Raw genomic sequence first — 26,927 nt, 5'->3', positions numbered from 1 at the left:
ATAATTAGCACCATAATTCCTGAGGCTAAAAAAAACACACTCTTTTTCATATCTTTGCACAAAATGTATAATATTTAACAATGAAGACGATAAGTACCTGTGTACATGATATAATAAAGCATCAACCCTTCCTGGATGATGCCCTGGCAAGAAATATTATCAATTTTAGCTCCCTGGCAGCCGACCTGCAGCCACAGGTGGAGAAGGAAATGAGAAAACCGGTGAAGCAGGGTTCCATCATTATGGCATTGCGACGATATCACCCTAAACGCAATAAGTTCACGACTAAGAACTTCAGGGAACTGGGTGATATTATTGTGCGTTCAGGGATCACCGAATTCACCTACCTCAATTCCCAGCAAACTATCTCAAAAAAGGCAGAGCTTCTAAATGTAGTTAAAGATCAGTCAAACGTTTACCTCAATTATTCCAGCAACTACCAGGAAAGTATTTTTCTGGTTTCTACCAGTCTTAAAGCTACAATAAAAGAGATTTTTGAAGGGGAAAAGCTGGTAAACGTCTCAGAGGAATTATCCTCCATAACAATTGCTTTACCCGAGAAAAATACTAAAACGGTAGGTCTCTATTTCTACATTTTCAAGCTTTTAGCTTATGAAGGGATTCCGGTGTATGAAGTGATCTCAACTTCCAACTATTTCACCATCTTTTTGGAACAGCAGTATGTGAATCAGGCTTTTTTATTAATGAACGAGATCAAGAGCCGAAGTTAATCCTGTTTTAAATTAAACTTTTCATAAAGCGCATTTCCAGGTCGCAGCTTTCTCCTATTTTTATTTTGAAAAATTGCTATGAGAAAGATCATCAGAGCCCTGTTGGCAGGTTATGGCGCTAAGAAAATTGGTGGTGGATGCGGGTGCTTCGGTATCATTATCGTGTTCATCATCCTTTGGTGGCTATTATCCTATCTGGGGATCTGATCTTTCTTTTTCTTTCCTACTGAAAAAAATATCCGAAGCCTATCGTGAACATGATGATTCCGTAGAAATAATGCTCCAGGCTCACATTCAGCAAACTTTTGGTCTGTAAGTAATTGTAAATAAAAATCCAGCTCACCAGAAAGGTTGCTATAGGCGCAACCCAGTTTCCGTAGATAAAATGAGTCAGTCCGAAGATAACCGCGTTGCTAAACATCAAGAGGTATTTTTCAGGAATCAGGGTTTCATATCGATGAAAATAATAGACCCGGTAGATGATCTCTTGAGGAAAAACCGAAGCTATAGGATACAGGAAAAAGGTCAGTACATATTCATCAAAATTGCGGATCGGAAACTTCAGAAAAAGATCAGGATAGATCCAGAAAGTGAACCATACCAGCAGTATGGAAATGATCACGATACGCACCACACTCTTGCCAACATATCTTTTACGAAAACGAGAAAAAACCCTTCTGTCAAATTCAGGATCTCCTATAAGAAGTATAGTAAAAGTCGCTGCAATCAAAATTAAAGGGATGATCTTATACCAGCCATCTAAATACTTGTTTACGATGAATGGAACGAAAACATAGAACAATATGAATTCCATCACCAAAAAAGGAATGGAATTATAGATCTTTCGACAGTTCATATTGTTGTAGGTTATTATTAGGCAAGAAAATGTTTCAGAGTCTGACTTTTATTCTTCCAGATTCTCCTCTACTTCATAAGTGCCGTCTCTTCTCCTCTTGCGTAATCTCAACAGGGCTATAATATTAAAAAGGACTATACAGAATGCCACCCAGATCAACCCGGCAATAAACCCTCCGGCAACATCTGAAGGGAAATGAACTCCCAGATAAATTCGGCTCAATCCTATTAATATTATTAATGAAATAAAGATAAATGCCAGAATTGCCCTGAGCCAGCGTTTCATTTTGATCTGAAAAATAAGGTATGTCAGGAAGCCGTAAAAGGCCATTGCACTCATAGCATGTCCACTGGGATAACTTAAGGTCTTCACGACTACCAAATGCTCAATGGTAGGACGAGCGCGGTTAAAAGCTCGTTTTAAGGCAATATTGGCCAGTGCAGAAAGGATCACCACTCCCACTAACTGGAAAATAAAGCGTTTATTCCTGAGTTTGAAAAAGAAGAACAGCGCGACAATAGTAGTTACGACAATATAAGCATACAGATCCCCCAGATCTGTAACGAATTGAAAGAAATTATTAAGCTCCGGCGACCTGAAAGAAGTTACGAAATCTGTGACCTTTGTATCATATTCCCTTAAGACACTTCCCGAAATCTCTCCACTCAACTCCACAAATACGTTGGTACCTATAACAAAGACGATAAATGATATTACTATCAAAAAGTAATAAGGAAAATAAGGGTGATTCCTCGAACCATGTTCCCTCATAAAATCCACGAAATCACTAATCGCCTGTGTGATACCTTTTCTCATTAATTTATGGTTTGGTTGATTATTTCTTCAAATTCATCTTTTCCCTCAACAGGAAACGAGATCACGACTTTCCTTCTTCCCCACTCCATCGCCTTCTTTTTATCGATCCCCATATAAATGTCGATCTTGTTTTTCCACCTGGAGTGCATTTTATCATTGACTATAAAAACCCCGTCAAATCCTTCGATCTTAACAGGGGTCTTGTAATCGAGTCCTCTTTTAATAAGGTCTCTTGAGACCGCAATAGATTGTACTCCCGGTTTTAAGGTGTCTCCCCAGGCAGTGATCCTGGCATTTCCCTGTCCTTGTAATTCAAGAGAATTATAAGCCGATGCCGTAACCACAATTGACTCCCAGTCAACACATTCTTCCTCTTCACTGAATATTCCCTCGTCACAGGCAGTCAAACTTCCTGCAAAAATCAAGGGGATAAAAAGGATCTTTAAAAGGATCTTTTCTGAAATCATTATTACCAACTTAATAAATTTAATTTGATCCACCGAATTTCGATGTTTTCTTAACCCTCTTTTAAGAAGGCTTTCAAAGAAATACAATTTTAAACTCACCAACAGGAAAAATATTTTCTGAGCCTCAATTTTTTTCTGAATTACGGTTTTATGAGACTAATTGCCTGAATCTTTGGCTTTCCTAGATATTTTGGTACCTTTGCAGACCGAAATGTGGGATATTTATCCAGCGCTGTTAAGGTCTTCCCTTTTTATTTTCTGTTTTATTTCCATTTCACATTATTTTTTAATAGATAAACAAGTTATTATGAGTCAGGTTAAACAAAATGACACAGTAAGAGTACATTACACCGGAAAACTAACTGACGGACAGATTTTCGACAGTTCTTTGGAAAGAGAACCAATCGAATTTACTATGGGTCAGGGACAGTTGATCCCAGGTTTTGAAAAAGGTCTGCTGGATATGAAAGTAAATGAGAAAAAAACCATCAACATACCTGCTGAGGAAGCTTACGGAGAGCCAAGACCGGAATTGATCCAGGAAGTGGAAAAAAGTCAGCTACCGGAAGAGATCAAGCCTGAGCCAGGAATGGGTCTTGTTTCTAAAAGCCCTGACGGTCATGAAATGAATTTGGTTGTAACCGAAGTTAAAGAAGATACCATCGTTGTAGACGGAAACCATCCTTTAGCTGGAAAAGACCTTGTTTTTGACCTTGAAGTAGTTGAGATCAAGTAATAAGCTTTACAGCTTTGAAATAAAAAAACCCTGCAAGATTGCAGGGTTTTTTATTAGTATACTTTTCCAAATTTAATCGTCGTGGTGCATGAATGACTGCTTACCAAGTAATTCCTCTTCGGTCTCAACATTGGCAGGATCTGGCACACAACAGTCTACAGGACAAACCGCCGCACATTGAGGCTCCTCATGGAAACCTTTACACTCGGTACATTTATCAGGAACTATATAATATATTTCATCACTAAGTGGTTCCTGAGGCTCACTGGCATTGGCACTTTTGCCATTTGGAAGAACCACGTCTCCGTTAAGATCGGTCCCATCGGCATATCGCCAGTCATCGGCACCTTCATAAATAGCTGTATTAGGGCACTCCGGTTCACAAGCTCCACAGTTAATGCATTCGTCGGTTATTATAATTGCCATAGGTTATTTTTATTCTAAATTTGCACAAATTTAAAGCCAAATCAGTTCTTAAACAAATAAGGGAATGACAATCGAAGCGCGAAAAGAAAACTTAGTAAACCTTGGCAAATTCCTGGGGCAATTTTCTAATTCAGGAATTGAGAAAAATGAAGATGTACCACATAACGATCAGTTCTTTGATCGGTTGATTGATAAAATTGAGTCGGCAGTACATTATAATGGCTGGTTTACAAAAGAAAATGTGCTGTTCTCAATCGAAGAATGGAGCAAGGCGTTAACTCAAGAGAACCTTGATAAATGGCTTTCAAAATATGATTTTCCAGAGGTCGCTCCAAAAACCGTAGGCCTCATCCTGGCCGGGAATATTCCTTTGGTTGGATTTCATGACTTTATTTCGGTCCTGGTGAGTGGTCACAAAGTTTTAGTCAAGCAATCCTCTAATGATCAATTGATACTTCCTGTGCTGGCCGATTACTTGATCGCCCTGGCTCCAAAATGGAAAGATTCTATTTCCTTTATTTCTGAATCTTCGGAAGGAGCTTCAAAAATGAAGAATTATGATGCTGTTATTGCCACCGGAAGTAACAACACCGCCCGTTATTTCGAATATTATTTCGCCGGAAAACCATCGATCATCAGGAAGAACAGAAATTCCGTAGCGATCCTTACAGGAAACGAAACCAAGGAAGAACTGGAAGCCCTTTCCGAAGATATTTTTAGATACTACGGTCTGGGTTGCCGCAACGTATCAAAATTATACGTTCCCGAAAATTATGATTTCGATGCCTTTTTCCAGGCCATGTATTCCTGGAACCCTATAATCAACCAGGCGAAATACGCTAATAACTACGATTATAACAAGGCCGTGTATTTAATGAGCCAGTTCAAACTTCTGGAAAACGGATTTTTGATCCTCAAGGAAGACAAGTCCTTTGGCTCCCCTATCGCCACCTTGTTCTATGAGCAATATTCAGATGTCGAGGCTCTAAAAAATGAATTGCAAGAACAGGAAGAGAATATTCAATGTGTGGTTTCCAAAAATGTGTTCGAGCATGAAGTTGACTTCGGAAAAACTCAGCATCCTGAATTGTGGGATTATGCTGATAATGTGGATACTCTCGAATTTCTGACCAAAAGTGTATAAAAACTGATATTTCGGGAGGAAATCCCTCCTAAATTATCGTTTTAATAACAACTAATCCGCTTTAGTTTTCTCATATTTGTAACTGTTAAAATTTTTAGTATGAAAAAACACAACTATAGCGCGGGCCCTTGTATCCTTCCGCAGGAAGTTTTTAAAGAAGCCTCTCAAGCCATTTTAGACTTCAATAATTCAGGTTTATCCATTTTGGAGATCTCTCATCGCAGCAAAGATTTTGTAAATGTGATGGAAGAAGCCAGAAGCCTTGCCCTGGAACTTCTAGGTCTGGAAGGCAAAGGTTATAAAGCTCTTTTTCTCCAGGGAGGTGCCAGTACCCAATTTTTGATGGTTGCTTACAACCTGCTTAAGAACAAAGCGGCTTACCTTAATACCGGTACCTGGAGTACCAAAGCCATCAAAGAGGCAAAGTTCTTTGGGGAAGTTTCCGAAGTAGCGTCTTCTGCCGATAAAAATTTCAAATATATTCCTAAAGGTTTTTTCATCCCTTCAGATGTAGATTATTTCCATTGCACCAGCAACAATACGATCTACGGAACTCAAATGAAGGAATTTCCTAACACTCCAAAACCAATGGTGTGTGATATGAGTAGTGATATCTTCTCAAGACAACTGGATTTTTCCAAATTTGACCTGATCTATGCCGGAGCCCAGAAAAATATGGGCCCAGCAGGAACCACTTTAGTAGTGATCAAAGAAGATATCTTAGGAAAAGTGGAACGATCTATTCCTTCTATGATGGATTACCAGATTCACCTTAACAAGGCAAGTATGTATAATACACCGGCTGTTTATGCGGTATATGTTTCCTTGTTAACCCTTAAATGGATCAAAAAGAACGGTGGTATTGCAGCTATGGAAGAGATGAATGAGAAAAAAGCCAACCTGCTTTATTCTGAAATTGACATCAATCCATTGTTTGAAGGTTATGCCAGTAAAGAGGATCGCAGTATCATGAACGCCACCTTCAATCTTACAGATGATGATTTAAAGGAGACATTTGACAACTTATGGAGAGAAGCCGGGATCAACGGCCTCAACGGACACAGAAGTGTAGGTGGTTATCGTGCCTCCATGTACAATGCGCTGCCACTTGAAAGTGTGGAAGTATTGGTTGATGTGATGAGTGAATTAGAGCGCAAGGCCTAATTGAAATTCAAAGTTTTATAAAAGAGAAATTTAATACATGAAAGTTTTAGCAAACGACGGTATTTCAACAAGCGGAAAAGAAGTTTTAGAAAATGCCGGTTTTGAAGTAATTACCACCAAAGTTGCGCAGGAGCAACTTAAAAATTACCTGCAGGAAAATAAGATCAATGCTTTGCTGGTACGCAGTGCCACCAAGGTAAGAAAAGACATAATCGATGCCTGCCCAGATCTTAAACTTATTGGTCGCGGCGGTGTTGGGATGGATAATATTGATGTTGACTACGCAAAAAGCAAAGGCTTACACGTGGTCAATACCCCGGCTGCTTCTTCTAGTTCTGTCGCAGAACTTGTTTTCGCTCACCTTTTTAGTGGTGTTCGATATTTGTACGCGGCTAACCGCGAGATGCCTCTTGAAGGAGATTCAAGGTTCAAAGAGCTCAAGAAAAGTTATTCCGGAGGTCAGGAATTACGAGGAAAAACCCTCGGAATTATCGGTTTCGGAAGGATTGGACGTGAGGTTGCCAAGATCGCTCTTGGTATTGGAATGAAAGTGATAGCCAGTGATCGTACTGAAGGAGAAGCTGAGATCACCCTGGAGTTCTATAATCACCAGGAGATCAAGATCCCAATTAAGACCGAACCTGTTGAAGATCTCATCAAACATTCAGATTTTATTACCCTTCACGTTCCGTCTCAAAAAGAGCCCGTAATTGGCAGAGACGAGATCAAGAAAATGAAAGATGGTGTCGGGATCATCAACGCTTCCCGTGGAGGCGTGATCGATGAAGTCGCGCTAATCGAAGCTCTGGACACGGGTAAGGTTTCCTTTGCCGGTCTTGACACTTTCGAACACGAGCCTTCTCCGGCCATTAAAGTGTTAATGAACAGCCATGTTTCGTTAAGTCCGCATATTGGAGCTGCAACTAACGAAGCTCAGGACAGGATCGGAGTTGAGCTTGCAGAACAGATCATTGATCTAATTAAGTAAGACCCGAAACAATTCATATTTAAAATGCTCCTCTAAAAAGGAGCATTTTTTTGTTTAAGAGGGTTTTATAAGTTGTGATATTGATTTTTTCGTACATTATATAATTAAAAACCTTGTCGCTCCCCACGCCAAAAAACAATTATCATGAAAAACCTGATTTACGTATTTATTCTGGGGTTATTTATTTACAGCTGCTCCTCAACCAAAACACGGGAAATGAAAACTTCCAATGATGATGCTGTCATTGATACAGTGGTCATAGCCAATGATGAACTGGAGTATGAGATCATCATCATTGAACCCGGATTCTCATATTTTCTGGCTTCAGAAGCACAACCTGAAGGTTATTATACCCAAAACTATCTTGAGAACAAGAACCGCTTCCTGGTTACCGATTATAACCAACGTGTCCAACAACCTTTTAGGTATGACCCTGACATTTATGTGCAGGAAATAAACTATGATCCCACTATTGATTACGGATATGAGGTGAATTACAAGCTTTATAATTACTTCGTTTTCCTGTCCCGAAAATACAACCAGAGGTTTTCGGTTTCAACTCGCTTCTAACTCATTAAAACTTTGATATTTAGGTTTTTATATATTTTTTCATTCAGGTGATTTAATCTTACATCTTTGTCTGATTTCTTTTTTATCTTTGCGCCATGGAAAAATTAAAAAAACGCTGGGGAATTTCTTCCAACGGACAAGTTTTATTGATCCTCCTTGTTTTCAGTATTACAGGTTCTTCTTCATTATTTGTTGCAAGACCCCTCCTGGACTACCTGGGAATTACCCGTTTAAATTTCACTTCTGAATTTCTTTGGGGTGGGCTAAGTTATTACGCACTAAGAATTTTGATCATTTTTCCAACTTACCAGATCCTGTTGGTCTGTTATGGTTGGTTGTTTGGTCAGTTTGAATTTTTCTGGAATTTCGAGAAGAATATGCTCGCCAGAATGGGACTCCTTCGAATTAAAAAATAATCAGTTCTATCATGAAAGCCTTCGCTAAGTTTGGTATAATACTGCTTATTGGGCTTTTAAGCTTTCCCTCTACGGTAGAGTTTGCTCATATTTTGGTGGGACATCAACACGAAGTATGTAATAATTATGCAGATTCTCATTTCCACGGAAAAAATGTGGATTGCGAATTATTTTCCTTTCAGAAAGTAAGTTTCTCCTATCCTGATTTTTCTTCTTATACCCTGTTTTTCCCTGAAGAAATATCTTCTGAAATTGAAACTACCTATCTATTTTTAAATACGATAACAATTCACGCTTTCAAACAGCGTGGCCCGCCTGAATTAGCTTCATAACAGTTATTTCAATTGGGCTTTTGCCCTTATTACGTATTTAAAATAATTCACATGCATAAATTATTGATCTGGTCATTCTTATTTATGACCGGAATATCTTATAGTCAGTATAACCTAACCGGAAGTATTCTGGATGCCAATTCCGAAGAACCGATCATTGGAGCTACCGTTTACCTTCAGGAACCTGAAAAAGGCGGTATTTCAGATGTCAATGGAAATTTTTCAATAAACAATATCCCTTCAGGAAATTATACTCTGGTGGTTTCATCTTTGGGTTATGGCACCAGAACCCAGAAAGTTTCAATACCTTCTGATGAACCTCTAACAGTACTCCTCTCACCTACTGCCATTGAAATGGAAGAAGTGATCGTTTCCACACCCTTTCATCAACTACAGAGTGATAATGTCATGAAAGTGGACCGCGCAACTATGGAAGAAATAAACAGAACCGGGACGTTAACACTGGCCGAAGGGATTTCAAATCTTGCAGGAGTTGAAACCATAAGTACCGGTACAGGAATTGGGAAACCTGTCATTAGGGGATTAAGTTCAAATCGTGTATTGGTATATACTCAAGGTGTGCGCCTGGAAAATCAGCAATTCGGGGATGAACATGGTCTTGGATTAAGCAGTTCCGGTACAGAGAGTATTGAAGTCATTAAAGGCCCTGCTTCCTTGTTGTACGGTAGCGATGCGCTGGGTGGTGTCCTTTATTTAAACCCGGAAAGATATGCCGCCGAAGAAGATACCGAAGTGGATGCAAAAATTAATTATTATTCCAATACTCAGGGACTGGAGGCCAATGCCGGGTTTAAAACTTCTGGAGAAAATCTGAAATTTCTTGTCCGTGGTAATTATGCCGTCCACAGTGATTACTTAACAGGTAATGGAGACCGTGTTACTAATACGAGATTTAATGAATTTGACCTGAAATCAGGAATTGGATATAGAACTTCTGGTTATAAAGGAGATCTGCGGTATAACTTGAATTCCGGGGAAGCAGGAATTCCTGAAGAAATTGGCCTGCAATCAACTTCCAAGGAAATTATGGAACCATATCAAAAGATTCAGAACCATATTTTAAGCCTGGATAATAACTTCTATTTCAGCAACTCCAGCCTTGATCTAAAACTGGGCTATGTTTTCAATAACCGCAAAGAGTTTGAAGGAGAGCATGAAGAAGATCACGAAGGAGAGACTGAGGAAGAACATGAGGCTCACGAAGAAGGAAAAGCCGCTCTTGAAATGGAATTGTCAACTATTAATTATGATGTAAAATACCATTTTCCGGAGGCTGCGAACTTTGAAACAATCCTGGGTGTACAGGGAATGGTTCAGGAGAATCGAAATTTGGGAGAAGAAATTTTGATCCCGGATGCTACTACGGTAGATCTGGGAATAATGGCTACCACCCATTACCACCTTGAAAAAATAGATTTTCAGGCCGGATTAAGATATGATCACAGAGATCTGAAAACCTCCGAAATGGGTTCTCTTGGTGAGCCTGATTATATTGCAGACCTGGAAAGAAATTTTGATAGCTATAATGCTTCACTTGGGGTAAAGTTGAATGTTGCTAAAAATCTTACTGCCAGGCTAAATTTCGCGTCCGGTTTTCGCGCTCCAAACCTTGCTGAACTCACTTCCAATGGGGTGCATCACGGTGCAAACCGCTATGAAATAGGAAATCCAGATCTGGAGAACGAACAAAATTATCAGCTTGATCTTGCCTTGGAATTCGGCAATGAGCATGTTGAAGTGTTCACTAATGGTTTTTATAATCATATTAATAATTACATCTACCTGGAACCAACCGGAAACTTTCAGGATGAAGCTCCTGTTTTTAATTACATTCAAAATAATGCAATATTATATGGCGGAGAAGCCGGAGTTCACTTCCACCCTCACCCGCTCGACTGGTTGCATTTTGAGAACAGTTTCGAACTGGTCATCGGTGAAAAGGAGGATGGCAACAATCTGCCTTTGATCCCTGCTCCGTCTTTATTAAATACTCTAAGGATAGAGCTTCCGAAGATGGATTTTGCAGAGAATGGTTTCTTTTCAATAAGCCTGAAATCATTTTTTGACCAGAACAGAACTGACGAATTTGAAACCAGCACTCCCGGATATTCTCTTTTAAACATGGGGCTGGGCGGAGAATTCAAACTTAGTTCTACAGTGATAGGATTAAAACTTACCGGAACTAATTTATTGAATGAAACCTATATCGCCCATCTTTCCAGGCTCAAGCCGGAAGGCATTCCAAATATGGGCAGGAATATTTCAGTTAGCGCTGAAATTACCTTCTAAAAACATAAACGGCGGATAAGTAATTATCCGCCGTTTTTATTTAATACTATTAGTTAAAATTACTGAATCACTTCAGCCTCAATAACAAGGCCTTGGGTACCGCGCTCCTTTTTCCAAACATATGTATAAAGCCACATCAACGTAAAGGTTGGGATAATATCTGTAAAAGGCAGGATCTCTTCCAGAAATACGATGACCGAAGCCAGTTTTCCCCTTTTTCCGGGAAACATTTCAGACATTTTATTTGCTGCGTATGGTGCCCACAACAGGTCTAAAAAAGGACCAACAAATGGAATAGAAGAACTTGCCATACCAATGGCATCATACACCAAACTTTTAACCAGTAATCTATTTTTTCCGTTTTTCATTCGTTCATATTTTCTCTTAATAATGCAAGAAAAGTGCCATTTTTAGGAGGTATCCCTTTTTAGGATTTTAGTTTATGAGCGAATTTCTCCTTGAGTTTCTGCACCTTAGGATCAATGATAATCTGGCAATAAGGCTGTGACCCGTGTTTATTATAATAATCATGATGTTCCTCTTCGGCCTTGTAAAAAGGTCCGGCAGCAGCGATTTCGGTCACTATAGGATTAGCAAAGACCTTCTCCTTTTCAAGTTGATCAATAACCTTTTCCGCGGTTTGCTTCTGCTCTTCGGAATGATAGAAAACCGCACTTCTATATTGAGTTCCCACGTCATTTTGTTGTCGGTTAAGGGTGGTGGGATCATGAGTAGCAAAGAAAATATTAAGGAGTTCCTCAAAAGAGGTTTTTGAAGGGTCAAATTGTATCTCAATGGCTTCGGCATGGCCGGTCCTCCCGGTTATCACTTCACGGTACGGTGGATTTTTAATATTCCCGCCTGTAAATCCCGAAATTACCTTTTCCACTCCTTCCACACGTTGGAAGACAGCTTCGGTACACCAAAAACAACCACCTGCAAAAGTGGCTTTTTCAAGTTCATTTAAATTCATAACAATAGTTTTAAGTTAAAAGTAGAGAATAATTCAAGATTATCAATACTTACCCGATTTGATACTTTCAGATTATGCTTTTCTTCAGTAACATTGCAGTATAAAATTGATTCTTTTAAATATTCTTTAATAATGCCCTCTAGATTTTCGATCTTTTTAATGATCTTTCTTCATTCTGTATCCCTATTTTCCCAAAACGATACTTACGGAAAAGAAAGTAAAGATTATAACGCAGTACGAATCAAAAATGCCCCTAAGATCGACGGAATTATTGACGAGCAGGTTTGGGAATCGGTACCGGTGGCATCAGATTTTGTCATGATCGATCCGGGTGACGGGACACCCGCTCCCCCTACTCATTCTACCGAAGTGAAAATTGCCTATACAGATGAGGCAATCTATGTAGCCGCGCTACTTTTTGACCATGAACCCAAAAATATTCGCAGGGAATTCGCCCAGCGTGACAACCTTCCGGTTGCCGACTATTTCGTTTTTGACCTGAACACCTATAATGACGGAGAAAACCAAACCCGGTTTGTAATTACTGCCGCGGGAACACTTGCCGATGCAAAGATGAAAGGTGAAAATGAGGATTATGGTTATAATGTGGTTTGGGAAGGTAAAGTTTCTATTGATGAACGAGGCTGGTATGCCGAAATGCGTATCCCTTATTCAGCTTTGAGATTCCCAGATAAGAAAGAACAAATATGGAGCACCCAGTTTGGACGGCGTATCAATCATCTCAACGAAACCTACGTTTGGAGCTATATTGATAAATCTGTAGGGAAAGTGACCCATTACAATGGACTTTTAAAAGGAATCTCTGACATCGATGCTCCGGTACGGTTGAGTTTTTATCCGTATGTCTCGGGTCAGGTAGAAAATTATGACGGGGACAATGATTCAAAACTGAGTGCGGGTATGGATTTTAAATATGGAATTAATGATGCATTTACTCTCGATGCCACTCTTATTCCAGACTTTGGTCAAACCGCTTATGATGAAGTAAAACTAAACCTGGGACCGTTTGAGCAGACTTTTGGGGAGAACAGGGCTTTCTTTACGGAAGGAACCGAACTGTTCACAAAAGGTGATCTTTTTTATTCCCGAAGGATCGGAGACCAACCTACCGGTTATGAAAATGCTGAGGAACAGCTAAAGGAAAATGAAGAGCTGATCGAAAATCCGGACAAAACAGATCTTTTGAATGCCTTAAAGATTTCCGGAAGAACCGATAGTGGCCTGGGAATTGGTTTTTTCAACGCCGTTACTCAAGTAGAGAAAGCACGTTTCCGGGACACCATTTCCGGAGAAACCAGGGAAATAACCACTGAACCCTTCGCTAACTACAATATTTTTGTACTCGATCAGCAATTCAACCAAAAATCTTCCATTTCCCTTATCAATACAAATGTTACCCGAAACGGGCATTTTAGGGATGGTAATGTGACAGGATTCCTTTTTGACGTATTTAATAAATCCAGCTCTTTCAACTTTACGGGAGAGGCTAAGATGAGTAATGTGAATCTGCCAGAAGAGAATCTTACCGGGTTCGCTTCTGTTCTGGATATTTCAAGGACAAAGGGCAAATTCCGCTATGGAGTGCGTCATGAATTTGCCAATGAGACCTATGACATCAATGATCTCGGGCTGAATTTCATGAACAATTACAATAACTTCTTTTGGAAGACGTCCTACCGGATCTTTGAACCTACAGGTATCTTTAATGATTACAGAATACAATTATTCGGGAATCACCTGCGCAGGTATGATCCTGATGAAAATGTAGCTTCCAATTTTGGAGCCAGCTTCTTCGGAATTACCACGGATCGTTTTGCTTTTGGAGGATCGGCAAATTACAGCACTGTTTTTAAGGATTTCTTCGAACCTCGCCGAAAGAACCGGTATGTTGAATATCCCGAAAATGCCTTTTTAGAAGGCTGGATCTCTTCAGATTACCGAAAAAGAATCGCGATAGATTCCCGTCTTGAATTCAATAAATATCTGGGTACAGCTCACAATCAGGTGAATTTTACCGCTTCTCCCCGCTTTAGGGTCAATAATCGGTTTTTATTGATCTATTCCTTTGGTTATTCAAACGAGATCAACCGTCAAAGTTTCGTAGCTCTTGAACCACGAGAGATCGTCTTTGGAAACAGGGATATGGAAAGTATTGAAAACTCGTTGCAAGGAACATATAACTTCAGTACAAAGGACGCGCTTAGTTTAAGCTTTAGAAACTTTTGGTCAACAGCCAATTTTTCCGATGGAGATTACAGCAGACTACTTCAAACCGGTGATCTCGAAGCCTATGATTATGAGGTAACTTCAGAAAATGATCCTAACGCGCATTTCAATATCTGGAACCTTGACCTAAGTTACCAATGGCGTTTTGCTCCCGGAAGTGAGATGATCCTGCTTTACAGGAATTCCATTTTACACTTAGATGATCAAAGTGAACTTCTATATACTGAAAGTTTGGAAAACCTCTTTCAGCAACCCGCAAAACATACCCTTTCCCTGCGAATTGTGTATTATTTGGATTATAATAACATAAAAAACAGGTTTAAAGGTTAATATTGCAACAGAGAATAAAATTATGATCGTAGCAGAAAATATTCACAAGACCTATAACGACCTTCATGTTTTAAAAGGCGTAAACCTTCATATTAAAAAGAGTGAGATCGTTTCTATCGTCGGGGCATCGGGAGCGGGAAAAACAACTCTTCTCCAGATTCTTGGAACTTTAGAAAACCCAGATAAACAAAAGGATAGTAATTTAATCGTGAACGGGGTTGATATCTACTCCCTCTCTTCTAAAGAACTTTCACGGTTCAGAAATGAGAATATTGGTTTCATTTTTCAGTTCCACCAACTCTTGCCTGAATTTACTGCGCTGGAAAACATTTGCATTCCTGCTTATATTCACAATACCCCGAAAGATCAAGCTGAAAAGAGAGCTAAAGAGCTACTTGGTTTTCTGGGCCTTTCTAAAAGAGCTGATCACAAACCCGCCGAAATGAGCGGTGGAGAGCAACAGCGTGTCGCCGTAGCTCGTTCCCTGATCAACAATCCGGGAGTGATCTTTGCTGATGAACCATCTGGGAACCTTGACAGCGAATCGGCTGAAAATTTGCACAAGCTCTTCTTTGAACTAAGAGCTGAATTTGGCCAGACTTTTGTAATCGTTACGCATAATGAGGATCTCGCTGACATGGCCGATAAAAAACTGACCATGGTAGACGGGAAGATCATATAACCGTAAAAAATCGAATTTTTGACTGCTACTGAATTAAAGGAATTTCTAGATTTTAAAGTAGACCAATACAATAACCCGGATTTTATTTCTTCAGACCCGGTACAGATCCCGCATCTTTTCAGCCTGAAGGAGGACAAAGAGATCTCCGGATTCCTAACTGCTACCATTGCCTGGGGAAACCGAAAGAGTATCCTTAAAAATGCCCATTCTCTCATGGAATTAATGGGAAATACACCATTTGATTTCGTGATGGAACACAGCGAACAGGATATGGAGGCCCTTGAAAATTTCGTACACCGTACGTTCAATTCCACAGATCTTATCTATTTCATTCAGGCCCTACAGAACATCTACAAACATCATAATGGCCTGGAAGGGATCTTTACCAAACATTCAAATGAACGGGGTTTACAACTTGCTATTCATGAATTTAAAAAGATATTCTTTGAGTTGCCGCACCAATCCAGAACTCAAAAACATGTTAGCGACCCGCTTAAGAATTCGGCTGCTAAAAGGATAAATATGTTCCTTAGATGGATGGTTCGCCGGGATGCCGGAAATGTAGATTTTGGTCTTTGGGAAGACATCTCTCCTTCCCTGTTGTCCTGTCCACTTGATGTACATTCAGGAAACGTAGCCAGAAAGCTGGGTCTTCTTAAAAGAAAACAAAATGACGCTAAGGCTTTACTGGAACTAGATACGGCTTTAAGAAAGATGGATGCTGAGGACCCGGTAAAATATGATTTCGCGCTTTTTGGGCTAGGTGTATTTGAAAAATATTAATTCAACCACGATTCCCTGGTTTTAAGCATATTTAATATCTTTATCAGGATGAACATCGGTTTAAAATAGCCGTGTTCCTTTAAATAGAGGAATTAATGCGACAAAATGCAGTTTAAACATCCTGAACTACTTTATCTGCTTTTTCTATTGGTGATACCGGTGTTGGTCCACCTTTTTCAATTGCGAAGGTTCCAAACCGAATATTTTACAAACGTCAAATTCCTCAAAAAAGCGGTCCTGCAGACCCGGAAAAGCTCAAGGATCAAGAAATGGCTAATCCTCTTTACCCGACTGTTTTTACTCGCTTCCATAATTATCGCGTTTGCCCAGCCCTACTTCCCTTCCGAAAATGAAAGGTACACCTCTGAAAAAACGATCATTTACCTGGACAATTCCTATAGTATGCAGGCTAAAGGTAAAAGCGGGATCCTTTTAAAACGAGCTGTACAGGAACTTTTGGAAAGCCTGCCTAATGAAGGAAACGTTTCATTATTTACGAATGATTCGGAATTTAAGGATATTGAAGCTTCTTCTTTTCGGAAAAAACTGCAGGAGCTGGATTACTCCCAATCTCAGTTAGACTGGAAAACCGTGTTTTTGAAAGCGAACACGATGAGCCATGATAATGCTCAAAGCAAGAATAAATTCATTGCAATTTCAGATTTTCAAGGTTCAGGCGATCAAAATATTCCTGGAAATCATGATCTATTCACATATCTGGTACGCTTAGAACCGGAAGAAAAAGGCAATGTTTCCATTGACTCAGCTTTTATAAGCACTCAAAATGTCGACCAAACCGAGCTTTCGGTGTCGTTGAAAAGATACGGCACCTTAAAAAATGAAATTCCGGTGGCTCTTTATAACGGGGAAAATCTTTTAGCTAAAAAGTCGGTTAAGATTGAAGAAGATAAAGTCCTCACCACTTTCACGCTCACTTCCGGCCCCATAGAGAACGGAAGGATCCTAATTGAAGATAAGGGTCTTCAATTTGACAATGAACTATATTTCAGCATCAACCCTGTTGATCCTGTTAAGGTAGTGGCAATTGGCGACGCCGATGCTTCCTTCCTGCAAAGGATCTTTACCGATCCTGAATTTGTACTGATTATCTTCCCGGAAAATAAAGTGGATTTTAATGAGCTGTCTTTCGCCAACCTGGTCATTCTGAATGAACCCAAGAACCTTTCAGGACCACTTACAACAGAAATTAAACGCTTGCAGGATGAAAACACGGTTCTGATCTTCATTCCTTCCGAAGAAGCTGAGCTTTCAAATTACAATTCACTTTTTCGAACCCTGAACCTCCCGGATTTCAGTCAGAAAATAGAACAGGAAAAACTGATCACTGAAATTGTTTACGCGCACCCCTTGTATGAACCGGTATTTGAAGAAAAAGTAAAAAACTTTCAATACCCGAAAGTCAACAGCTATTTTCGGGTAACAGGCAGGGAAACTCCTGTATTAAAATATGAGAATAATGATCCTTTTTTATTCCAAAGGGGAAATATGTTCGTTTTCACTGCACCTTTAAACCTTCAAAATTCAAATTTCCAGGGAGCTCCTTTAATAGTTCCAACCTTTTACAATATCGGGAACATGGCTATATCACCGCCATCCCTTTATTCTGTATTAGGAAAAAATGATGAAGTAAGCCTTCAGGCCAGTTTGCAACAGGACGAGATCTTAAAACTCCAGTCTTCAGAAGCCGGATTTATTCCCCGGCAGCAAAGCTATAGCAATAAAGTAGAAATATTTTTAGAGGAGATGCCCCAAAAAGAAGGTCATTATGAAGTACTGAAAGATACTTTCAAATTGAAAACTTTAAGCTTTAACCTTGACAGGTCTGAGAGCGATTTGCGTTATATGGACTTAAAACCTTCCGAAGCCATAAAAATTCAGACAAAAATCCCCACCGTATTTGATGAGATTCAAACTGCAGGGAAAGTAGATGTTCTTTGGAAATGGTTTGTTATTTTTGCCTTAATTTTCTTACTTACTGAATTGCTCATCCTAAAATATTTTAAATGAAGCTACTGATTAAATCTGCTAAGATCATTGACAATGAGAGCCCGTTCAACAATAAGGTTATGGATATCCTGGTGGAAGATGGCCTGATCAAGGAAATCTCACCACAGATAAAAACCAAAAAAGTAGATCAAGAAATCTCTTTTGAGAACCTTCATATCTCTCAAGGCTGGTTTGACAGTAGTGTGAATTTTGGGGAGCCCGGTTTTGAGGACAGGGAAACCATCGAAAACGGTTTAAATACAGCCGCAAAAAGCGGATTTACGGCTGTGGCTGTTAATCCGGGCAACGATCCGGTAACAGACAACAAAGGAACTGTTTCCTTTCTTAAAAATAAGGCAGCAGGCCACCCGGTCGCACTTTACCCAATAGGCGCCTTAACAAGGGGCAGTAACGGAATCGATATGGCCGAATTGTATGACATGCAACAGGCCGGTGCGATCGCTTTCGGAGACTATAAAAAAGCAGTCAGTAATCCGAATATGCTAAAGATCGCCTTACAATACACCCAAAACTTCGACGGACTTGTACTATCCTTTCCGCAAGAAAATAAGATCGCGGGTAGCGGGCAGGTAAATGAGAACGAGAACAGTACGCTGATAGGTCTAAAAGGAATTCCGGCTTTAGCCGAAGAATTACATATCATCAGGGATCTATATATCCTGGAATATACCGGCGGAAAACTTCATATCCCCACTATTTCAACGGCGAAAGCTGTTGAACTCATCAGGGATGCCAAAGAAAGAGGCCTTGATGTGACCTGCGGGGTTGCTATACACAATTTGTACTTTACAGATGACATGCTCAAGGACTTCAACACCAATGCAAAAGTGCTACCACCATTAAGAACAAAGTCAGATGTTAAAGCATTGCTATCGGGTCTTAGAGACGGCACCATCGATATGGTAACAAGCGACCACAGCCCAATGGATGTGGAACACAAAAAAGTTGAGTTCGACAATGCTCTTTATGGAACCATTGGACTGGAATCTGCTTTTGGTGCCCTGTTACAGCTGGTGACCCTTAAAACAGCTGTGAAAATGTTGACCACCGGAAAGACAAGGTTCAATATTCCCGAAAACTTTATTGAAGAAGGAGCTCCCGCTAATTTCACTTTTTTCGATCCTGAAGCAAGCTTTACCTTCGAAGAAAAGCACATTTTCAGCAGCTCTAAGAACAGTCTGTTTTTAGGCCATGAATTGAAAGGAAAAGTCTACGGAGTATTAGCCGGAAAAAATTATTTCCCGTCGGAAGCACCTGTAAAATAAGAGAAAATCGTAATTTTACAGAGTAAAAATCAAAACTATGCAGACTGAAGCTGAACAAGGTAAAGCTGCGGCGATCGTCGCTTATATCACTATTATTGGCACTATCTTCGCCTATTTCATGAACAATGACAATAAGAATCCATTTGCGTCATTTCATATCAGGCAGGCTTTAGGAGTACATCTTACTTTTTACCTTTTAGGGGTGCTGGTTTCAGCTTTTGACAGCTGGATGATCTCCTCTGCATTCTATATTTTCATACTTATCCTTTGGGGGTTTGGCCTGGTGGCAGCCATCCAGGGTGAACGCAATCTTGTCCCGGTTCTGGGAGAGTATTTTCAAAAATGGTTTAGTACAATTAATTAATGAGCACACAAACCCTATCCCTATATCATCTAGTAAGAAAACCCAAAATCTCAATTGAAAAAGCCCCTTTATTGATCATGCTGCATGGGTATGGTAGTAATGAAGAAGATCTTTTTTCTTTTGCTGAAGAATTGCCAGATGAACTTTTCATCATTTCCCTTAGAGCACCATATCCAATGCCTCCCTACGGAAACGCATGGTATGCTATACATTGGGATAATAATGACGGCAAATTCAGTGATGATGTACAGGCCGTTGCTTCCCGTGAAAAGATCTCCGGCTTTATCGATGAAGCTATTGAAACTTACCCGGTAGATCCTGAAAATGTCACTTTACTAGGTTTTAGTCAGGGATGTATTCTAAGTTTTTCAGTAGCGCTATCCTACCCTGAAAAGGTGAAAAATGTCATCGGGCTTAGCGGTTATATTAATACAGGCATCATTAAAGAAGGATATCAAAACAATGATTTCTCCAAGCTTTCAATTTACAGTTCCCATGGAAGCTCAGATCAGGTGATTCCGGTAACCTGGGCCCGAAACACAAAACCTTTCCTGGATTCAATGAAGATCGAGAATTCGTATTCAGAATTTCCTGTAGGTCATGGTGTGGCTCCTCAAAATTTCTTTGAGCTCAAAAAGTGGCTGGAAAAAAGGCTTTAGTTTTTAGGGTAGATCAGAGCTTTTTCTGACTTTACTTCAATTTTACCGTCATCATCAATTTCATAAGTAAGGAATAATTCTCCCCAGTAAGTACCATCGGTGAAACTGGCAAGTATCCATTTATGATTGATTAGCTCTACCTTATTGATCCTGAAAAATCCGTCCATTCCCTCGTACGGTACCATAGCATTATCAGCATCAGCCTTATTACCAGCTATCAACTGAGATTCTACTTTTTCGGCTATTTCCGAAGCAACAAAACCTCTGTTCTCGAGATAGGAAAGCGCCTCTTCATTCGCTTTCAAAGTGAACGTTTCCGTAGAAGATGATGCTTCAGTCAATAAAGAATCAGATCGTGAAGAGGCGAATGCCAGTTCCTCCTGAAGACTTTCAATTTTTTGCTCTTTTGACTCGAGCATTTTTTGTCCGGTTACATACATGAAAACAGCCAGCAAGGCAGTAAAGACAAAAAGATAAAGTAAAAAGCTTCTTCGCATTTAAATAGTGATTTTTAAGTTGTCATAAGCCAGAAAGACATTTTCGGGCAATTCGGCCTGTACGTCTTGTTGAAATCCCATTACGTGGCTTATATGAGTGAGATACGCCCTTTTTGGTTGGATCTTCGCGATGAACGCCAGGGCTTCTTCGAGGTTAAAATGAGAATGATGAGGTTCCTTTCTCAAGGCATTAACCACCAGGACATCAACCCCTTTTAATTTTTCGGCCTCCTCCTCTTCTATGGTCTTGGCATCTGTGATGTAAGCGAAATCCCTGATTCTAAAACCAAAGACCTGCACCCTGTTATGCATCACGTTCACCGGAGTTACCGTAAGGCCTTTGACCTTAAAATCTGAATTCTCAATTTCGTGTTCCTGAACACTGGGTGCACCCGGATATTTATTATCTGAAGCGAAGATATAATCAAAGCGCTGTCTTAGAGATTCCATAACCCGACGATGGGCAAAAACGGGAATATCACCTTGCTGAAAAAAGAAAGGCCTGATGTCATCCATACCCACAGTATGATCACTGTGTTCATGAGTGAAAAGAATGGCATCCAAATGATCGATAGGATTTGTAAGCATTTGCTGCCTAAAGTCAGGGCCACAATCAATTACGATGTTCATGTCGTCAACTTCAACAAGCACCGAAACTCTTAATCTTTTATCGCGTGGGTCATCACTTAAACATACCGGATGGGTGCTCCCTATAACCGGAATTCCTTGTGAAGTTCCTGTTCCCAAAAATGTTACCTTCAAAACCTTTTGATTTACCACAAAACTAAGTATTATTTTTTTGTTTAGCCTTGCATTTTAGTACCTTTGAAATGAGCTTACACAACTACATTTTTAAAATAAAATAAGAGCTATGCCTATAACTATAATGGGAGATCGGGAGTTTGAAAATGTCCCTTCCATAAAAAGTAAAGCGTTACGCATAAACCTGAATGAGAATATCTACGGAACCTTCTCTGAAATTGGAGCAGGACAGGAAACCGTTCGTAACTTCTTCAGGGCGGGAGGAGCTTCCGGAACCATTGCCAAGGCGATGAGTGCTTACGATAAGGACTTCAGTGATGCTATCTATGGAATCGAAGACGACCGAAGATACGTAACTGAAGAGCGTTTAAAGAAAATGCTTAATCACGAGACAAACCTTATTGAGCAACGTATCTCCCGCGAGAAGCACCCCAATAAATTATTTTTCACTTATGCCAATACCGTTGCAACTATTGACTTCGCTAAGAAGTATAAAGGTCACGGTTGGGTAGGTATCCGCTATCAGGTACACCCTGAAGAGGAGTATAACGAGATCATCCTGCATATACGTTTTCATGAAAACGACGCGAGGCTTCAGCAAAATACTTTAGGAACCTTAGGCGTAAACCTTATTTACGGAGCTTATTATAAATACGATAACCCGAAAAAATTACTTCGATACCTCTATGATCACATTGATAAGGATCAAATAGAGATCGATACAATTAACTTTTCAGGACCGCGTTTTGAAAAAGTTGATAACCGCTTAATGAGTTTACAGCTGGTTAAGAACGGTATGACCGAGGCGGTGATGTTTGCTCCTGACGGAAATAACGTGCTTCCTGCAAAGATCCTGTACAAAAAGAACATCCTTGCCCTTCGCGGAAGTTTCAGACCGGTTACCAAGGTCAATATGGACATGTATAAACGCTCTCTTGAGCTATTCATCAAGGAAAATCGCGTTGCCGAAGATAATACTGAAGTGATTTTCGAGATCACTCTGTCAAACCTTCGGGCTGAAGGTGAAATCGATGAAAGGGATTTCATGGACCGGGCAGAACTTCTTTGTTCTCTGGGTCAAACCGTGATGATCTCAAACTTCCAGGAGTACTATCGAGTTGTAGAATACTTCTCACGCTACACAAAAGAACGTATGGGTCTGGCAATGGGAGTTAATAATCTGGTAGATATTTTTGATGAGAAATACTATCGTCACTTGAGTGGTGGTATCCTTGAAGCTTTTGGTAAACTATTCTTTAAAGACCTTAAGGTTTATTTGTATCCGTTGAAAGATAAGGATACAGAAGAGATCACCACCAGTGAGAACCTGAAAGTACACCCTCGTATGAAGGAATTATATAAATTCTTTAAGTACAATGGTAAAGTGGTAGATATTAAAAACTTTGATCCTGAAATTCTTGATATTTATTCTCGAGAAGTACTACAAATGATCGCTGAAGGAAAATCCGGCTGGGAAGAAATGCTTCCGGAAAAAACCACAGCAATGATCAAAGAACACAACCTGTTTAGTCACCAGAAACAAAAAGAAGCTCAAAAAGCCTAATTTTAGAATATAAAAACAAAGAAAGCCGGAAAAAATTTCCGGCTTTCTTTGTTTTACTAATCACTAATTCAGGTTCAGGGAAGATAGACCTCCATCCATTCCAATGGTTTGTCCGGTCATCCAGCTACTTTTATCAGAGATCAGATATTCCACAAGGTTAGCGATATCTGAAGCTTCTCCAATTCTCTTTAGAGGATGCCTTTCCTCTATCACACTTCTTTTAGATTCGTTGGAAACCAGCTTTTCAGCCAATCGAGTGTCGGTAAGAGATGGAGCTATCACATTCACCCTTAAGGTTGGCGCATATTCGGCTGCAAGAGATCTGGCAAATCCTTCAATAGCACCTTTAGCTGCGGAAATACTGGTATGAAACGGCATGCCTACTTTTACTGCCACAGTACTGAAAAATACAAGACTGGCTTTTTCTCCTGACTTCAGCTTCGTAAGGATCCCTTGAAGAATCCTTACCAATGAAAGGAAGTTCAACTCCAATTCCTTCTGAAAGTCCTCAGGCTTCAGCATTTTAAAGGGCCTAAGATTGATACTTCCGGGGCAATAAACAAAACCATCCAGGGAATCTGGAAGCCCGACAGAAGCTATATCATCCTTCAAAACGTCAAAGTTGAAATAGTTACAATCAATATTCACTAGGTTTTCCTTCGTTCTGGCGCCTACATAAATATCGTGGTCTTTAGCCAAAAGTCTGGTTGTTTCCAGCCCAATTCCATGGGAACCTCCAATGATCAAAATTTTCTTTTTCATAGCAATTGTTTTTCAATGGAAATTTCTTTCTCAGGGTCCTCTGAAGTTTCGGTTTCTGGAATAAATTTTCCGAATAGATCTTCCAGTTTATCTTTTCTATACGAAAAGATCTCTTTTAATTTTGGGGCAACTAGAAAAGGATGGACCATTCTTCCCATGAATCCAAATGGAAGTTTATAATCTACTATATCCTCCATTTCAACCCCTCCTGGTATCTCTTTCAAGAAATGTTTGTGGTGCCATAAAGCATATGGACCAAAACGCTGTTCATCAACAAAGTATTCTTTGTCCTTAACATGCGTGATCTCGGTAACCCACTTGGTTTTAATTCCGGCAATAGGAGTCACAACATACTGTATGATCTGACCCGGAAACATTTCCCTGTCTCCCCCTGATAAAATATCAAAGCCCATATAGTCTGGTGTAATGACCTTCAAATTGTGAGGGCTGGAAAAAAACTCCCAGGCTTCATTTAAAGAAATGGGCAGCTTTTGGACCGTATGTAAGGTGTAAATTTTCATAGCAATTTTATACAAATATATAAATTGTCTAGGTTTTAAATAAATTATTTAAACAAAAGTGAAGTTAAAAGTTTAGAAAGGCTTAATAAAATCGTAAGAATGTTCTTATAATTTGGTTAAACCTACTGGTTTTACAACTGTTTTCAGCGAGATTTGGTAAAAAACGAAATTATGACAAGGAACATAAGCCTACTAATATTAATGGTGTTTGCAGGAATTTTTAACTCCTCTTCTCAGAATGATTCTCCATATGAACTCAGCTGGGCAAAAGACGGTACCTGGGTTGGAGCCGGTTTGGGCCTAAACGCACTTGGCTTCAAACTTATCCAGGATAAAGAAGACCTGACAATGGAAGAATTAGCCGCGATCTCCAAAGATGATGTTCCAGGTATTGATCGCTGGTCTGCTGGTTATTATTCTGAGAATGCTGATAAAATCAGTTATTACCCTTTTTACGGATCCTTTGCAGTCCCGTTTGCCATGATGCTCACAGAGGATTTTAGTCCGCATGCCGGACAGATCTCTGTTCTGTTCATTGAAACCATGGCTACTACAGGAGCCTTATACACCATCACGGCCGGTTCTATAAACCGAAGCAGACCTTTAGTGTACAACGAAGATTTACCAGACAATGAACGTCGTGAAAGCGGGGCCCGTCGTTCCTTTTTCGCGGGACATACAGCTGCGACTGCAGCAGCCACCTTTTTCGCAGCAAAAATATTCAACGATTTCAACCCCGATTCCTGGGCCAGGCCATATGTTTGGACAGCTGCTGCGTTGGTGCCGGCATATGTAGGTTATTTACGTTTGGAAGCAGGGAAACACTTTTTGACAGATAACATTCTTGGGTACAGCATTGGGGCAGTATCCGGGATTCTTATCCCTGAATTACATAAAAAGGAAAACTCCAACCTAAGCCTTTATCCTGCAGCAGGAAGAGATTACCAGGGTCTAAGCCTTAACTACAGCTTTTAAAATCAGAATTTGGGAGGAGTGTGTTCAAAATTCATATTTTTAGGTTTTAAAATCTAAAACCACCCATGAAAAAATTTTACGCCTTACTCCTCCTGAGTATTATTCCCCTAACAAGTTTTAGCCAAAAGATACCCATCCCTGTAGATACCACCGTGGTTTCAAATCATGAAGTGACGATCAACGGACAAAAAATATCTTACACCGCCACTACCGGAATGCAACCGGTTTGGAATGAAGACAGGGAGGCAGTAGCTTCTCTATTTTACACCTACTATAAACGCTCCGGGATTAAAGACCTTAAAAACCGCCCCTTGGTCATTTCCTTTAATGGTGGGCCGGGCTCAGCTTCGGTCTGGATGCACATCGCTTACACCGGACCACGCGTACTTGAAATTGACGAGGAAGGATTTCCAGTCCAGCCTTACGGTATCAAAGAAAACCCTTTTTCAATCCTTGATGTTGCTGATATAGTATATGTAAACCCTGTAAATACGGGCTATTCCCGCATTATTGAACCTGAGGGTGATAAAAAAAGAGACAGGGAACAATTCTTCGGAGTAAATGCAGACGTGACTTATCTTGCAAAATGGATCAATACTTTTGTAACCAGAAACAACCGCTGGTTATCTCCAAAATACCTGATTGGGGAAAGCTATGGCACAACAAGAGTTTCAGGCCTTGCGCTGGAACTTCAGAACAGCCAGTGGATGTATCTGAATGGAGTGATCCTGGTCTCTCCTACCGACATAGGAATTGATCGTGACGGGCCGGTCGAAGTTGCTAATAGGCTTCCGTATTTTACGGCTGCAGCATGGTTTCACAATGCCCTTCCGCAGGAGCTTCAGAAAAAAGACTTGGAGGAGTTATTGCCAGAAGCCGAAGAATACGCTATCAACGAAGTTTTACCTGCTCTTGTTAAAGGAGGCTTTCTCTCTGCCGAAAAAAGAAAAGAAATAGCTGCGGGCATGTCCAAATACTCTGGTATTTCAGAAAAAACGATTCTACAACACAACCTGGAAGTACCTTACCGTTATTTCTGGAAGGACTTACTTAGGGATGAAAATGGCTCTACGATAGGCCGACTTGATTCCAGGTACCTAGGCTTGGATAAAAAGGAAGCCGGAGATTCTCCTGATTATAATTCAGAATTAACTTCATGGCTGCACTCTTTTACACCGGCCATCAACTATTACCTGCAGAATGAATTGAAGTTCAAAACAGATTTAACCTATTTCATGTTTGGACCGGTTCACCCCTGGGATAGATCTAAAAACAACACGGGTGAAAACTTAAGGCAGGCTATGGCACAAAACCCAAATTTGGACGTATTGATACAAAGCGGGTATTTTGACGGGGCGACCACTTACTTTGATGCGAAATATACCATGTGGCAGTTAGATACCAGCGGAAAAATGAAAGACAGGCTTAGCTTTAAAGGATACCGTAGCGGACATATGATGTACCTAAGAAATGAAGACCTCGAAAAGGCCAATAATGACCTGAGGGCTTTTATAGAAAATTCCCTTCCGAAACCTGGTCAACCAGCAAGATACTAAGTC

At 40.1% G+C, this 26,927-nt stretch carries 30 protein-coding genes; 20 read left to right on the top strand and 10 right to left on the bottom strand.

The genetic code is table 11. The features are described from left to right. The first annotated feature begins 80 nt into the window (after positions 1-80). Positions 81-731: a hypothetical protein gene (locus ACFQ1G_RS02490; protein WP_380736691.1), complete on the top strand. Its 651-nt coding sequence runs from the start codon at positions 81-83 to the stop codon at positions 729-731. A 78-nt stretch (positions 732-809) separates the two neighbouring features. Continuing rightward, on the top strand, positions 810-938 hold the full coding sequence (locus tag ACFQ1G_RS02485) for a hypothetical protein (protein WP_380736690.1): 129 nt from the start codon (positions 810-812) through the stop codon (positions 936-938). Positions 939-954: 16 nt separating this feature from the next. Here the strand turns inward: ACFQ1G_RS02485 and ACFQ1G_RS02480 are convergent, their stop codons facing one another. Genes ACFQ1G_RS02480 through ACFQ1G_RS02470 form a run of 3 tightly spaced genes read right to left on the bottom strand, consistent with a single transcriptional unit; the run spans position 955 to position 2,870 of the window. Further along, a complete protein-coding gene (locus ACFQ1G_RS02480; protein ID WP_380736689.1) occupies positions 955-1,587 on the bottom strand; it encodes a CPBP family glutamic-type intramembrane protease in 633 nt (210 codons plus the stop codon). Between the two features lie 48 nt (positions 1,588-1,635). Then, entirely contained in the window at positions 1,636-2,403 is a 768-nt protein-coding gene (locus ACFQ1G_RS02475) for a phosphatase PAP2 family protein (RefSeq protein ID WP_380736688.1), read from the bottom strand. After that, a complete protein-coding gene (locus ACFQ1G_RS02470) occupies positions 2,403-2,870 on the bottom strand; it encodes a 3D domain-containing protein (RefSeq protein WP_380736687.1) in 468 nt (155 codons plus the stop codon). Before ACFQ1G_RS02470 ends, ACFQ1G_RS02475 begins: the two co-directional genes overlap by 1 nt. Before the next feature lie 307 nt (positions 2,871-3,177). On the opposite strand from ACFQ1G_RS02470, the gene ACFQ1G_RS02465 reads away from it, so the two are divergent. Further along, positions 3,178-3,606: an FKBP-type peptidyl-prolyl cis-trans isomerase gene (locus ACFQ1G_RS02465; RefSeq protein WP_380736686.1), complete on the top strand. Its 429-nt coding sequence runs from the start codon at positions 3,178-3,180 to the stop codon at positions 3,604-3,606. 72 nt (positions 3,607-3,678) lie between these two features. On the opposite strand, the gene ACFQ1G_RS02460 is transcribed toward ACFQ1G_RS02465, so the two are convergent. Further along, complete coding sequence (locus ACFQ1G_RS02460) at positions 3,679-4,032, bottom strand: 4Fe-4S dicluster domain-containing protein (RefSeq protein ID WP_380736685.1); 354 nt, start codon at positions 4,030-4,032, stop codon at positions 3,679-3,681. 64 nt (positions 4,033-4,096) lie between these two features. On the opposite strand from ACFQ1G_RS02460, the gene ACFQ1G_RS02455 reads away from it, so the two are divergent. From ACFQ1G_RS02455 to ACFQ1G_RS02425, 7 genes are all read left to right on the top strand, one after another. Further along, the gene (locus ACFQ1G_RS02455; RefSeq protein WP_380736684.1) at positions 4,097-5,176 is read left to right on the top strand and encodes an acyl-CoA reductase; all 1,080 of its coding nucleotides are present in this window, start codon (positions 4,097-4,099) and stop codon (positions 5,174-5,176) included. Positions 5,177-5,275: 99 nt separating this feature from the next. After that, on the top strand, positions 5,276-6,340 hold the full coding sequence (serC, locus tag ACFQ1G_RS02450) for a 3-phosphoserine/phosphohydroxythreonine transaminase (protein ID WP_380736683.1): 1,065 nt from the start codon (positions 5,276-5,278) through the stop codon (positions 6,338-6,340). Between the two features lie 37 nt (positions 6,341-6,377). Next, positions 6,378-7,328: a D-2-hydroxyacid dehydrogenase gene (locus tag ACFQ1G_RS02445; RefSeq protein ID WP_380736682.1), complete on the top strand. Its 951-nt coding sequence runs from the start codon at positions 6,378-6,380 to the stop codon at positions 7,326-7,328. A gap of 144 nt (positions 7,329-7,472) precedes the next feature. Next, entirely contained in the window at positions 7,473-7,898 is a 426-nt protein-coding gene (locus ACFQ1G_RS02440; protein WP_380736681.1) for a DUF6146 family protein, read from the top strand. A 95-nt stretch (positions 7,899-7,993) separates the two neighbouring features. Continuing rightward, positions 7,994-8,314: a DUF6787 family protein gene (locus ACFQ1G_RS02435; RefSeq protein ID WP_380736680.1), complete on the top strand. Its 321-nt coding sequence runs from the start codon at positions 7,994-7,996 to the stop codon at positions 8,312-8,314. 11 nt (positions 8,315-8,325) lie between these two features. After that, positions 8,326-8,646 carry a hypothetical protein gene (locus ACFQ1G_RS02430; protein WP_380736679.1) on the top strand — a complete coding sequence of 107 codons (321 nt, stop codon included), beginning with the start codon at positions 8,326-8,328 and terminating at the stop codon, positions 8,644-8,646. A 51-nt stretch (positions 8,647-8,697) separates the two neighbouring features. Beyond that, complete coding sequence (locus ACFQ1G_RS02425; RefSeq protein WP_380736678.1) at positions 8,698-10,956, top strand: TonB-dependent receptor; 2,259 nt, start codon at positions 8,698-8,700, stop codon at positions 10,954-10,956. Between the two features lie 59 nt (positions 10,957-11,015). Here ACFQ1G_RS02425 and ACFQ1G_RS02420 read toward each other — a convergent pair whose 3' ends face one another. Next, on the bottom strand, positions 11,016-11,324 hold the full coding sequence (locus ACFQ1G_RS02420; RefSeq protein ID WP_380736677.1) for a hypothetical protein: 309 nt from the start codon (positions 11,322-11,324) through the stop codon (positions 11,016-11,018). 59 nt (positions 11,325-11,383) lie between these two features. Further along, a complete protein-coding gene (gene msrA, locus ACFQ1G_RS02415; protein WP_380736676.1) occupies positions 11,384-11,929 on the bottom strand; it encodes a peptide-methionine (S)-S-oxide reductase MsrA in 546 nt (181 codons plus the stop codon). A gap of 132 nt (positions 11,930-12,061) precedes the next feature. Here msrA and ACFQ1G_RS02410 point away from each other — a divergent pair, with 132 nt between their 5' ends. The 7 genes from ACFQ1G_RS02410 (at position 12,062) to ACFQ1G_RS02380 (ending at position 20,287) form a co-directional block, all read left to right on the top strand. Continuing rightward, positions 12,062-14,506 carry a DUF5916 domain-containing protein gene (locus ACFQ1G_RS02410; protein WP_380736675.1) on the top strand — a complete coding sequence of 815 codons (2,445 nt, stop codon included), beginning with the start codon at positions 12,062-12,064 and terminating at the stop codon, positions 14,504-14,506. Between the two features lie 22 nt (positions 14,507-14,528). Further along, positions 14,529-15,188 (top strand): ABC transporter ATP-binding protein, encoded by a 660-nt coding sequence (locus tag ACFQ1G_RS02405; protein WP_380736674.1) that lies wholly within the window; start codon positions 14,529-14,531, stop codon positions 15,186-15,188. A gap of 18 nt (positions 15,189-15,206) precedes the next feature. Beyond that, positions 15,207-15,971 carry a TIGR02757 family protein gene (locus ACFQ1G_RS02400; protein ID WP_380736673.1) on the top strand — a complete coding sequence of 255 codons (765 nt, stop codon included), beginning with the start codon at positions 15,207-15,209 and terminating at the stop codon, positions 15,969-15,971. Positions 15,972-16,076: 105 nt separating this feature from the next. Continuing rightward, on the top strand, positions 16,077-17,999 hold the full coding sequence (locus tag ACFQ1G_RS02395) for a BatA domain-containing protein (protein WP_380736672.1): 1,923 nt from the start codon (positions 16,077-16,079) through the stop codon (positions 17,997-17,999). Further along, positions 17,996-19,264, top strand: a complete 1,269-nt coding sequence (locus ACFQ1G_RS02390) for a dihydroorotase (protein ID WP_380736671.1) — start codon at positions 17,996-17,998, stop codon at positions 19,262-19,264. Before ACFQ1G_RS02395 ends, ACFQ1G_RS02390 begins: the two co-directional genes overlap by 4 nt. 37 nt (positions 19,265-19,301) lie before the next feature. Further along, complete coding sequence (locus ACFQ1G_RS02385) at positions 19,302-19,628, top strand: DUF4870 domain-containing protein (protein WP_380736670.1); 327 nt, start codon at positions 19,302-19,304, stop codon at positions 19,626-19,628. Next, entirely contained in the window at positions 19,628-20,287 is a 660-nt protein-coding gene (locus ACFQ1G_RS02380) for an alpha/beta hydrolase (protein ID WP_380736669.1), read from the top strand. Before ACFQ1G_RS02385 ends, ACFQ1G_RS02380 begins: the two co-directional genes overlap by 1 nt. Here the strand turns inward: ACFQ1G_RS02380 and ACFQ1G_RS02375 are convergent. Both ACFQ1G_RS02375 and ACFQ1G_RS02370 read right to left on the bottom strand, forming a co-directional pair. Beyond that, positions 20,284-20,784: a hypothetical protein gene (locus ACFQ1G_RS02375; RefSeq protein ID WP_380736668.1), complete on the bottom strand. Its 501-nt coding sequence runs from the start codon at positions 20,782-20,784 to the stop codon at positions 20,284-20,286. The genes ACFQ1G_RS02380 and ACFQ1G_RS02375 overlap by 4 nt on opposite strands. After that, entirely contained in the window at positions 20,785-21,546 is a 762-nt protein-coding gene (locus ACFQ1G_RS02370) for an MBL fold metallo-hydrolase (RefSeq protein ID WP_380736667.1), read from the bottom strand. 109 nt (positions 21,547-21,655) lie between these two features. Between ACFQ1G_RS02370 and ACFQ1G_RS02365 the strand changes: the two genes are divergently transcribed. Continuing rightward, entirely contained in the window at positions 21,656-23,110 is a 1,455-nt protein-coding gene (locus tag ACFQ1G_RS02365; RefSeq protein ID WP_380736666.1) for a TonB-dependent receptor, read from the top strand. A 63-nt stretch (positions 23,111-23,173) separates the two neighbouring features. Here the strand turns inward: ACFQ1G_RS02365 and ACFQ1G_RS02360 are convergent, their stop codons facing one another. Then, a complete protein-coding gene (locus ACFQ1G_RS02360; RefSeq protein ID WP_380736665.1) occupies positions 23,174-23,872 on the bottom strand; it encodes an SDR family NAD(P)-dependent oxidoreductase in 699 nt (232 codons plus the stop codon). Further along, on the bottom strand, positions 23,869-24,393 hold the full coding sequence (locus tag ACFQ1G_RS02355; RefSeq protein WP_380736664.1) for an SRPBCC family protein: 525 nt from the start codon (positions 24,391-24,393) through the stop codon (positions 23,869-23,871). Before ACFQ1G_RS02355 ends, ACFQ1G_RS02360 begins: the two co-directional genes overlap by 4 nt. 171 nt (positions 24,394-24,564) lie before the next feature. Here ACFQ1G_RS02355 and ACFQ1G_RS02350 point away from each other — a divergent pair, with 171 nt between their 5' ends. Both ACFQ1G_RS02350 and ACFQ1G_RS02345 read left to right on the top strand, forming a co-directional pair. Further along, positions 24,565-25,368 (top strand): phosphatase PAP2 family protein, encoded by an 804-nt coding sequence (locus ACFQ1G_RS02350; RefSeq protein WP_380736663.1) that lies wholly within the window; start codon positions 24,565-24,567, stop codon positions 25,366-25,368. Positions 25,369-25,433: 65 nt separating this feature from the next. After that, positions 25,434-26,924 carry a S10 family peptidase gene (locus ACFQ1G_RS02345; RefSeq protein ID WP_380736662.1) on the top strand — a complete coding sequence of 497 codons (1,491 nt, stop codon included), beginning with the start codon at positions 25,434-25,436 and terminating at the stop codon, positions 26,922-26,924. The last annotated feature ends 3 nt before the right edge of the window (positions 26,925-26,927 follow it).

Origin of the sequence: Salinimicrobium gaetbulicola (assembly GCF_042676025.1) — a bacterium.
Classification (GTDB): Bacteria; Bacteroidota; Bacteroidia; order Flavobacteriales; family Flavobacteriaceae; genus Salinimicrobium; species Salinimicrobium gaetbulicola.
This window is presented reverse-complemented; position numbering and strand designations above follow the sequence as displayed.

Bases quoted from the DNA above. Each gene is read 5' to 3' on its own strand.
- ACFQ1G_RS02490 (WP_380736691.1), top strand. From the start codon at position 81: ATGAAGACGATAAGTACCTGTGTACATGATATAATAAAGCATCAACCC.
- ACFQ1G_RS02485 (WP_380736690.1), top strand. From the start codon at position 810: ATGAGAAAGATCATCAGAGCCCTGTTGGCAGGTTATGGCGCTAAGAAA.
- ACFQ1G_RS02480 (WP_380736689.1), bottom strand. From the start codon at position 1,587: ATGAACTGTCGAAAGATCTATAATTCCATTCCTTTTTTGGTGATGGAA.
- ACFQ1G_RS02475 (WP_380736688.1), bottom strand. From the start codon at position 2,403: ATGAGAAAAGGTATCACACAGGCGATTAGTGATTTCGTGGATTTTATG.
- ACFQ1G_RS02470 (WP_380736687.1), bottom strand. From the start codon at position 2,870: ATGATTTCAGAAAAGATCCTTTTAAAGATCCTTTTTATCCCCTTGATT.
- ACFQ1G_RS02465 (WP_380736686.1), top strand. From the start codon at position 3,178: ATGAGTCAGGTTAAACAAAATGACACAGTAAGAGTACATTACACCGGA.
- ACFQ1G_RS02460 (WP_380736685.1), bottom strand. From the start codon at position 4,032: ATGGCAATTATAATAACCGACGAATGCATTAACTGTGGAGCTTGTGAA.
- ACFQ1G_RS02455 (WP_380736684.1), top strand. From the start codon at position 4,097: ATGACAATCGAAGCGCGAAAAGAAAACTTAGTAAACCTTGGCAAATTC.
- serC (WP_380736683.1), top strand. From the start codon at position 5,276: ATGAAAAAACACAACTATAGCGCGGGCCCTTGTATCCTTCCGCAGGAA.
- ACFQ1G_RS02445 (WP_380736682.1), top strand. From the start codon at position 6,378: ATGAAAGTTTTAGCAAACGACGGTATTTCAACAAGCGGAAAAGAAGTT.
- ACFQ1G_RS02440 (WP_380736681.1), top strand. From the start codon at position 7,473: ATGAAAAACCTGATTTACGTATTTATTCTGGGGTTATTTATTTACAGC.
- ACFQ1G_RS02435 (WP_380736680.1), top strand. From the start codon at position 7,994: ATGGAAAAATTAAAAAAACGCTGGGGAATTTCTTCCAACGGACAAGTT.
- ACFQ1G_RS02430 (WP_380736679.1), top strand. From the start codon at position 8,326: ATGAAAGCCTTCGCTAAGTTTGGTATAATACTGCTTATTGGGCTTTTA.
- ACFQ1G_RS02425 (WP_380736678.1), top strand. From the start codon at position 8,698: ATGCATAAATTATTGATCTGGTCATTCTTATTTATGACCGGAATATCT.
- ACFQ1G_RS02420 (WP_380736677.1), bottom strand. From the start codon at position 11,324: ATGAAAAACGGAAAAAATAGATTACTGGTTAAAAGTTTGGTGTATGAT.
- msrA (WP_380736676.1), bottom strand. From the start codon at position 11,929: ATGAATTTAAATGAACTTGAAAAAGCCACTTTTGCAGGTGGTTGTTTT.
- ACFQ1G_RS02410 (WP_380736675.1), top strand. From the start codon at position 12,062: ATGCCCTCTAGATTTTCGATCTTTTTAATGATCTTTCTTCATTCTGTA.
- ACFQ1G_RS02405 (WP_380736674.1), top strand. From the start codon at position 14,529: ATGATCGTAGCAGAAAATATTCACAAGACCTATAACGACCTTCATGTT.
- ACFQ1G_RS02395 (WP_380736672.1), top strand. From the start codon at position 16,077: ATGCAGTTTAAACATCCTGAACTACTTTATCTGCTTTTTCTATTGGTG.
- ACFQ1G_RS02390 (WP_380736671.1), top strand. From the start codon at position 17,996: ATGAAGCTACTGATTAAATCTGCTAAGATCATTGACAATGAGAGCCCG.
- ACFQ1G_RS02385 (WP_380736670.1), top strand. From the start codon at position 19,302: ATGCAGACTGAAGCTGAACAAGGTAAAGCTGCGGCGATCGTCGCTTAT.
- ACFQ1G_RS02380 (WP_380736669.1), top strand. From the start codon at position 19,628: ATGAGCACACAAACCCTATCCCTATATCATCTAGTAAGAAAACCCAAA.
- ACFQ1G_RS02375 (WP_380736668.1), bottom strand. From the start codon at position 20,784: ATGCGAAGAAGCTTTTTACTTTATCTTTTTGTCTTTACTGCCTTGCTG.
- ACFQ1G_RS02365 (WP_380736666.1), top strand. From the start codon at position 21,656: ATGCCTATAACTATAATGGGAGATCGGGAGTTTGAAAATGTCCCTTCC.
- ACFQ1G_RS02360 (WP_380736665.1), bottom strand. From the start codon at position 23,872: ATGAAAAAGAAAATTTTGATCATTGGAGGTTCCCATGGAATTGGGCTG.
- ACFQ1G_RS02355 (WP_380736664.1), bottom strand. From the start codon at position 24,393: ATGAAAATTTACACCTTACATACGGTCCAAAAGCTGCCCATTTCTTTA.
- ACFQ1G_RS02350 (WP_380736663.1), top strand. From the start codon at position 24,565: ATGACAAGGAACATAAGCCTACTAATATTAATGGTGTTTGCAGGAATT.
- ACFQ1G_RS02345 (WP_380736662.1), top strand. From the start codon at position 25,434: ATGAAAAAATTTTACGCCTTACTCCTCCTGAGTATTATTCCCCTAACA.